The organism is Ornithinibacillus halotolerans (assembly GCF_014637405.1).
GTDB classification, from domain to species: Bacteria; Bacillota; Bacilli; order Bacillales; family Amphibacillaceae; genus Ornithinibacillus; species Ornithinibacillus halotolerans.
Genome location: NZ_BMEY01000008.1, coordinates 186,679 through 193,365 on the forward strand (window position 1 = coordinate 186,679; position 6,687 = coordinate 193,365).

6 protein-coding genes, 2 tRNA genes and 2 rRNA genes are annotated in these 6,687 nt (G+C 36.2%); 1 reads left to right on the top strand and 9 read right to left on the bottom strand.

Going from position 1 to position 6,687, the window contains the following annotated elements:
- Positions 1-63 precede the first annotated feature (63 nt).
- Entirely contained in the window at positions 64-1,986 is a 1,923-nt protein-coding gene (locus IEV35_RS09970; protein ID WP_188384505.1) for an ABC-F family ATP-binding cassette domain-containing protein, read from the top strand.
- A 195-nt stretch (positions 1,987-2,181) separates the two neighbouring features.
- Here the strand turns inward: IEV35_RS09970 and tsaD are convergent, their stop codons facing one another.
- The 9 genes from tsaD to IEV35_RS10015 form a co-directional block, all read right to left on the bottom strand.
- Complete coding sequence (tsaD, locus tag IEV35_RS09975; protein ID WP_188384506.1) at positions 2,182-3,189, bottom strand: tRNA (adenosine(37)-N6)-threonylcarbamoyltransferase complex transferase subunit TsaD; 1,008 nt, start codon at positions 3,187-3,189, stop codon at positions 2,182-2,184.
- Complete coding sequence (rimI, locus tag IEV35_RS09980; RefSeq protein WP_188384507.1) at positions 3,186-3,635, bottom strand: ribosomal protein S18-alanine N-acetyltransferase; 450 nt, start codon at positions 3,633-3,635, stop codon at positions 3,186-3,188. The genes tsaD and rimI overlap by 4 nt, the downstream gene beginning before the upstream one ends.
- Entirely contained in the window at positions 3,628-4,332 is a 705-nt protein-coding gene (tsaB, locus tag IEV35_RS09985) for a tRNA (adenosine(37)-N6)-threonylcarbamoyltransferase complex dimerization subunit type 1 TsaB (protein ID WP_188384508.1), read from the bottom strand. The genes rimI and tsaB overlap by 8 nt, the downstream gene beginning before the upstream one ends.
- A 28-nt stretch (positions 4,333-4,360) precedes the next feature.
- Complete coding sequence (tsaE, locus tag IEV35_RS09990; protein WP_188384509.1) at positions 4,361-4,816, bottom strand: tRNA (adenosine(37)-N6)-threonylcarbamoyltransferase complex ATPase subunit type 1 TsaE; 456 nt, start codon at positions 4,814-4,816, stop codon at positions 4,361-4,363.
- A 4-nt stretch (positions 4,817-4,820) separates the two neighbouring features.
- Positions 4,821-5,792 (bottom strand): thiamine-phosphate kinase, encoded by a 972-nt coding sequence (thiL, locus tag IEV35_RS09995; protein WP_188384510.1) that lies wholly within the window; start codon positions 5,790-5,792, stop codon positions 4,821-4,823.
- Between the two features lie 134 nt (positions 5,793-5,926).
- A tRNA-Asp gene (locus IEV35_RS10000) sits at positions 5,927-6,003 on the bottom strand.
- Positions 6,004-6,081: 78 nt separating this feature from the next.
- Positions 6,082-6,158 (bottom strand) — tRNA-Met (locus IEV35_RS10005).
- 186 nt (positions 6,159-6,344) lie between these two features.
- Positions 6,345-6,460 (bottom strand): 5S ribosomal RNA (gene rrf, locus IEV35_RS10010).
- A 108-nt stretch (positions 6,461-6,568) separates the two neighbouring features.
- Positions 6,569-6,687, bottom strand: a 23S ribosomal RNA gene (locus IEV35_RS10015); the annotation flags it as partial.

The window sequence follows — 6,687 nt, forward strand, 5'->3', positions numbered from 1 at the left end:
TCCACAATAATATTGCCCGAATGCATATATTTGGATAAACTTAAACTACTAGAGGTGACATATATGATAATAATGCAATTAAACGATGTATCCAAATCATTTGGTGCAGAAGAGATTTTAGCCAATATAAAAATAGAAATAAAAGATAAAGATAGAATTGCCATTGTAGGGCGTAATGGTGCTGGAAAATCTACATTACTAAAGATTATGGCCGGTGAAATGACTTACGATACTGGAGAAATAATAAAGCCAAAAGATCTCACCCTCGGCTACTTATCCCAACACACTGGTCTAGAATCTAGTAACTCTATTTGGGACGAAATGTTGGAAGTATTTCAAGATTTACTACTTCAAGAAAAGAAGTTACGCCATATGGAAGCAAAAATGGCAGAAGTCCATCATTTAGAACCAGACGAGCAAACGAAGATTCTAGCAGATTATGATCGAATGCAGCAGGAATTTCAAACAAACGGTGGTTATAGCTATGAATCAGAGATAAAAGCTGTATTATCCGGTTTGAATTTTCTAGACTTTGATGATCAAACACCTATTAATGAACTAAGTGGTGGACAAAAGACTCGACTTGCCCTTGGAAAGCTACTACTAAAGAAACCTAATCTACTCATTCTAGACGAACCTACTAACCATTTAGATATTGAAACATTATCCTGGCTTGAGAAGTACTTAGCGAGTTATCCTGGCGCAGTCGTTATCGTCTCACATGACCGATATTTCCTAGATAAAACAGTATCTATTGTCTACGAAGTTTCTAGACATCGCACGAAAAAGTATTACGGTTCTTATAGCGAATTTCTTCATCAAAAATCATTAAATTTTGAACAAGAAATGAAGGAATTTGAAAAGCAACAAACTGAAATTAAAAAACTTGAAGAATTTATACAAAAAAATATTGTTCGTGCCTCTACTACCAAACGCGCACAAAGTAGGCGGAAACAGTTAGAAAAAATGGATCGAATGGAAAGACCGTTGGGTGATGAATCATCTGCTTCCATTACTTTTGATATTACGAAGCGAACTGGAAATGATGTGTTAAAAATTCAAGACCTTTCCTTCCGTTACGATGATGCAGAGGAAGAAATTTTCAAAGGTTTTACACTTCATGTGACCCGTGGAGAAAGTATTGCCCTTGTTGGACCAAATGGTGTTGGAAAAACTACTCTACTAAAAACAATTCTAGGGTGGCACAAACCAGCTTCTGGAGAAATTAATTTAGGGACGAATGTCCAAATAGGTTATTATGATCAAGAACAAGCTAATCTTACTTCCCATAAGACAGTATTAAATGAACTGTGGGATGAATATCCTCATGTCAATGAGAAGGATATCCGTACAGTTTTAGGGAATTTTCTTTTCTCTGGGGACGATGTACTAAAACCTGTTCAATCACTAAGTGGTGGGGAAAAGGCAAGACTAGCATTAGCCAAATTAAGAATGCAAAAAGCGAACCTCTTAATATTGGACGAGCCTACGAACCACTTAGATATTGATAGTAAAGAAGTGTTAGAAGCAGCACTAATTGACTTTCCTGGCACGATTATATTCGTTTCACACGATCGCTATTTTATAAACAAAATTGCAGACAAAGTAGTGGAAATGAAACAGGATGGTTCTACAATATATCTTGGGGATTACGATTACTACTTAGAGAAAAAACAGGAAGAGGAAGAGTTACAGCGATTAGAAGAAGTAAAAGAACAACAAACTACTGTAAATGAAAAGAAGTTAAACTTCAAGGAAGAAAAAAGACGACAAAGTGAACAACGAAAACGCGAAAGACAGATCGCAAAGTTAGAAGAAGACATCGAACGATTAGAAGATGAACTTGCTTATTTAGAAGAAAAGATGACAGAACCTGAAGTTTACGAAGATCACGAAAAAGCACTAGAATTCACAACTAAAACAAATGAAATCAAACAAGAAATTGAACACTTAATGGAAGAATGGACAGAATTACAAGAAGAATAGTAAAAAGAGGGGACGTTACTTATCCACAGTTTAATGTCCCCAGATTTATCCACATTACTATCCTTATAATAGCGGTTATCAACAAAGTTATTCACATTATCCACATTTTAATTTATATTTACCCACAATTTCTATCAACAATGTAATATGCGCTATTAGTACAACTAAGAAAAATATCCACATAACATGTGGATATTATCTTAATATTAAAGAAGGGTTAGCATTTAAAGTTAGGTCAGATCGTTTTCCTTGTTCAAAATTAATCGTACCAGCAGCTGCAATCATTGCTGCATTATCAGTACATAGTGATAACGGAGGAATGAGTAATGGAATATCTGTGTCCGCAAATTTAGACTCTAATTCTGCACGAAGTCCTTTATTTGCTGCAACTCCACCTGCAACAATTACTTGTTTTACTTGATATTGTCGTGCTGCTTTTAATGTTTTTGTTGCTAGTACATCAATAACACTAGCTTGAAAACTTGCTGCAATATCTTCTGGCTTTAGTGTTTCCCCTTTTTGTTTTGCATTGTGAATTTTGTTAATAACTGCAGATTTTAATCCACTAAAACTAAAATCATAACTATCTTCTTCTAACCATGCTCTAGGAAAGTCTATCGTAATTTCTCCCTCATGAGCTAGTCGATCAATATGTGGTCCTCCTGGATAAGGAAGCTCTAGCATCCTTGCAACCTTGTCATAAGCTTCCCCAGCTGCATCATCTCGTGTTTCACCGATTACTTCATACTTACCATGTTCTCGCATCAGAACGAGTTCTGTATGGCCTCCTGAGACAATTAAAGCTAGTAATGGAAACTCAAATTCTTTCTCTAAGCGATTAGCATAAATATGCCCTGCAATATGGTGTACACCAACAAGTGGTTTATCTTTAGCAAAGGCAAGGGCTTTTGCTGCATTAACACCGATTAAAAGTGCACCAACCAATCCAGGTCCCTCTGTTACTGCAATCGCATCAATATCATCCCAGATTAATTTTGAATTTGTAAATGCCTCTTCTAGGACAAGAGTAATTTGCTCTACATGATGTCTGGAAGCTATTTCTGGGACAACACCTCCAAAACGTTTATGGCTCTCAATTTGAGAAGCAACAACATTAGAGACAATCTCTTTTCCATTTTTAATGATTGCAACTGCTGTTTCATCACAGCTTGTTTCAATCCCAAGTATGTATGTTTCTTTCATATTAAATTCACCCACATTACAACAGCATCTTCTTGATTATCTGTATAATAGTTTTTTCTTATTCCACCTGGCACAAGACCAAATTTACGATACATTTTTTGAGCAACGATATTTGTTACCCGAACTTCTAAAGATAATCGCATTGCTCCTAAACTCATTGCCTTTTGAATAGCAAAACGAAACAATTTTTCTCCTAATTTTTGCCCTCGGTAACCTGGTAAAATGGCAATATTAGTGATTTGAGAATCTTCATATACAACCCACATACCAACATAACCAATAATCTTCTTATCCAGCTCCATTATATAATAATGAGCATAGTTATTATCCATTAATTCCTGATGAAATACTTTTTCTGTCCATGGTGATGTAAAAGACGCTAGTTCGACAAACATCACTTGTGGAATATCGTCTAATTCCATTTTACGAATTGTTAATTCAGCCATTCTGTTTATCCTTTTGTGTTTTTAGCCAGTTTGCTTCAGCTTCAGCTAAGCGTAGGTAATTAGGAGTTAATAAATGTGTTTCTTCGGCTTCCTTGTAAGAGGCAGCGATGGCTAGATCCGTTGGTTTTGCAATATGCAATGCTTGATCTGGTATTATTGCCAACTCTCCCATCTTATCTCGGATAAGTCCAATATGTTTATCCATATCAGGGCTTAGGAAGATAACCTCCTCATTTAAAGTAGCTAATCTTTCTAACCAATCCGCAAAAAGTGTATTCTGTTCCTCTTTTATACCAACCAACCTGTTTTCTTTTGTTACGAATAAACTTGTATATACTAAACCTCTTCTTGCATCAAAAAATGGACAAATTATTTTATTTGAAAAACTAGCACGATAAGCTAGTCCTTCCAAACTCGAAACACCGATAATTGGTATATTTAAAGACCAGGCTAATGTTTTAGCAGTCGTTAGTCCAATACGAACCCCTGTATATGATCCAGGTCCTTTCGCAACGACAATCTTATCTAATTCACTCGGCTTAATATTAACTTCCTTCATAAGATAATCAATCGCTGGCATTAACCTTACCGAATGATTCTTAACAATATTAGTTACGATTTCCCCTACTACTTCTTTGTCTTTTAGTATTGCGACACCTAATACTTGATTGGATGTGTCTATAGCAAGTGTGTACATCGATATAACTCCTTCTATTAAAGCATCCCTATTGCATTAATTCTGTGATAACTTGATTAAAGTAATCCCCAATCGGCTCAAATATAATAACCCTAGACATTTCATCTTTATACTTAATCGTAATATTTAATTTGTTTTCCGGTAAGAAATCCTCAATGAATTGAGCCCATTCAACAACAGAAATTCCATTACCATGAAAATACTCTTCAAGGCCAATATCCTCTTCTGTTCCTTCCAATCTATAGACGTCCATATGGTAGAGTGGAACTCTTCCTTCATATTCCTTTATTATTGTAAATGTTGGACTACTCAATGTTCTAGTAATTCCTAAACCTTTAGCAATTCCTTTAGTAAATGTTGTTTTTCCAGCACCTAAATCACCTTCTAAAGTTATTACATCACCAGGTTTAAGTAATGTTGCCAATTTCTCTGCTAATGCAATAGTTTCTTTTTCTGAAGATGTTTCTACTTTATACATATTCATAATGTCACCTACTTAAATGGTTATATCCATCTTTCTGCAATGAAACCTTTTTACCATTTTCCAACTGTAATAATACGTTACTCCTTGAATCTTGTTCTACTACATAACCAATTTTACTTACCTTTATTTGGTGCAATGTCGCTGCCTCTTGTACACAGTTCCAATGTTGTTTTGGAACTGTACCTACTAATTCAAAATCCTCTCCACCAAATAATTTCCATTTAAACTGTTTATTAGTATCGAACTGCCCATAACTAAAATGTACAGGTATTTTATTTTCTTGAATAACGATGGTCACCTTAGATGCATCTGCAATCTCATGAACTTCACTCGCAATACCATCACTGATATCGTTTAATGAAAGACGTGGCAACCTAATTAACTCTAAAGCAAACTCTACTCTAGGAGACGGCATCTGATGTCTCATTAAATAATAAGACTCGTCTAGATATGCTCCAGGGTTATTTAAAATATGTAATCCAGCCTGCGAATCTCCGAGAGTTCCCGTGACAAATACTATGTCTCCTACACTCGCATCACTTCTATACCTTGCTTTATTATCCTCAGCATAACCAATAGCTGTAATAGAAATTACTAATTCACTTCCTGAAACTGTATCGCCACCAATTAAATCCATTTGATATTTATTTGCCAACCTCTTCATTCCTTGAAAGATTGTCGCAATTTTTTTCAGTGGCCATTCTTTTGGAATGCTTATAGCAACTAGGTAGAATGCTGGCTGTGCTCCCATTGCAGCCAGATCACTTATATTTGCGGCAAGTGATTTATATCCAATGTGGAAAGGCGACATTGTATGTGCAGCAAAATGAATCCCTTCTACAAACATATCTTTAACGAAAACAACATTCTGTCCATTTGGCTGAGTTACTGCTCCATCATCACCAATACCTTTTATTAAAGAAGGTTGTCTATAGTATGATTGTTTTATTTCATCAATAAATGAAAACTCATCCATGTAAGTCACCATGCTTTCAAGTTACACTACAATCATAATAGCAAAAAGTATGTTGACTTACTATTTTACACTCCTAAAAAACAAAAAAACATGATCTCCGGAGAAATCATGTGTGTTATGTATTATAAGATTAATGGCGGTCCGGACGGGACTCGAACCCGCGACCTCCTGCGTGACAGGCAGGCATTCTAACCAACTGAACTACCGGACCAAAATTTGGTTTTACTTACTGTACTACTGATATTCAACAAACAGAGATGATTATTCGACGAAGTAAGTTGAATGTTTTTGGTTGCGGGGGCAGGATTTGAACCTACGACCTTCGGGTTATGAGCCCGACGAGCTACCAGACTGCTCCACCCCGCGATAATAAAAAGTATTAAGTTAAATCATGCACGGCATTTAGTACAATGACCATGTTAGTGACCCCTGCATCTACTAGCTTATTCGAAGATGTGTATGCTTCGGGGTTACTCGTAGCGGATTCGGTGGATGTGATTGCTCGTTGCTCCACCCCGCGATAATATAAAAGTATTAAATAAATTTATAAATGCCTGGCAACGTCCTACTCTTGCAAGGGCAAAGCCCTAACTACCATCGGCGCTGAGAAGCTTAACTTCTGTGTTCGGTATGGGAACAGGTGTGACCTTCTCGCCTTCATCACCAGACATAATATAAATTAATCACAAGATATATTATATTCATTAGTTTATAAAAACTCAAGAATATTATACCCTGAAAACTAAATAAGAGTAAACAATCGACAAACAAATAAGTTAGTTAAGTCCTCGATCTATTAGTATCCGTCAGCTCCACGTGTCACCACGCTTCCACCTCGGACCTATCAACCTCATAGTCTCTAAGGGATCTTACTCACTCGAAGTGATGGGAAGTC

Bases quoted from the DNA above. Each gene is read 5' to 3' on its own strand.
- thiL (WP_188384510.1), bottom strand. From the start codon at position 5,792: ATGGATGAGTTTTCATTTATTGATGAAATAAAACAATCATACTATAGA.
- tsaD (WP_188384506.1), bottom strand. From the start codon at position 3,189: ATGAAAGAAACATACATACTTGGGATTGAAACAAGCTGTGATGAAACA.
- tsaE (WP_188384509.1), bottom strand. From the start codon at position 4,816: ATGAATATGTATAAAGTAGAAACATCTTCAGAAAAAGAAACTATTGCA.
- rimI (WP_188384507.1), bottom strand. From the start codon at position 3,635: ATGGCTGAATTAACAATTCGTAAAATGGAATTAGACGATATTCCACAA.
- tsaB (WP_188384508.1), bottom strand. From the start codon at position 4,332: ATGTACACACTTGCTATAGACACATCCAATCAAGTATTAGGTGTCGCA.
- IEV35_RS09970 (WP_188384505.1), top strand. From the start codon at position 64: ATGATAATAATGCAATTAAACGATGTATCCAAATCATTTGGTGCAGAA.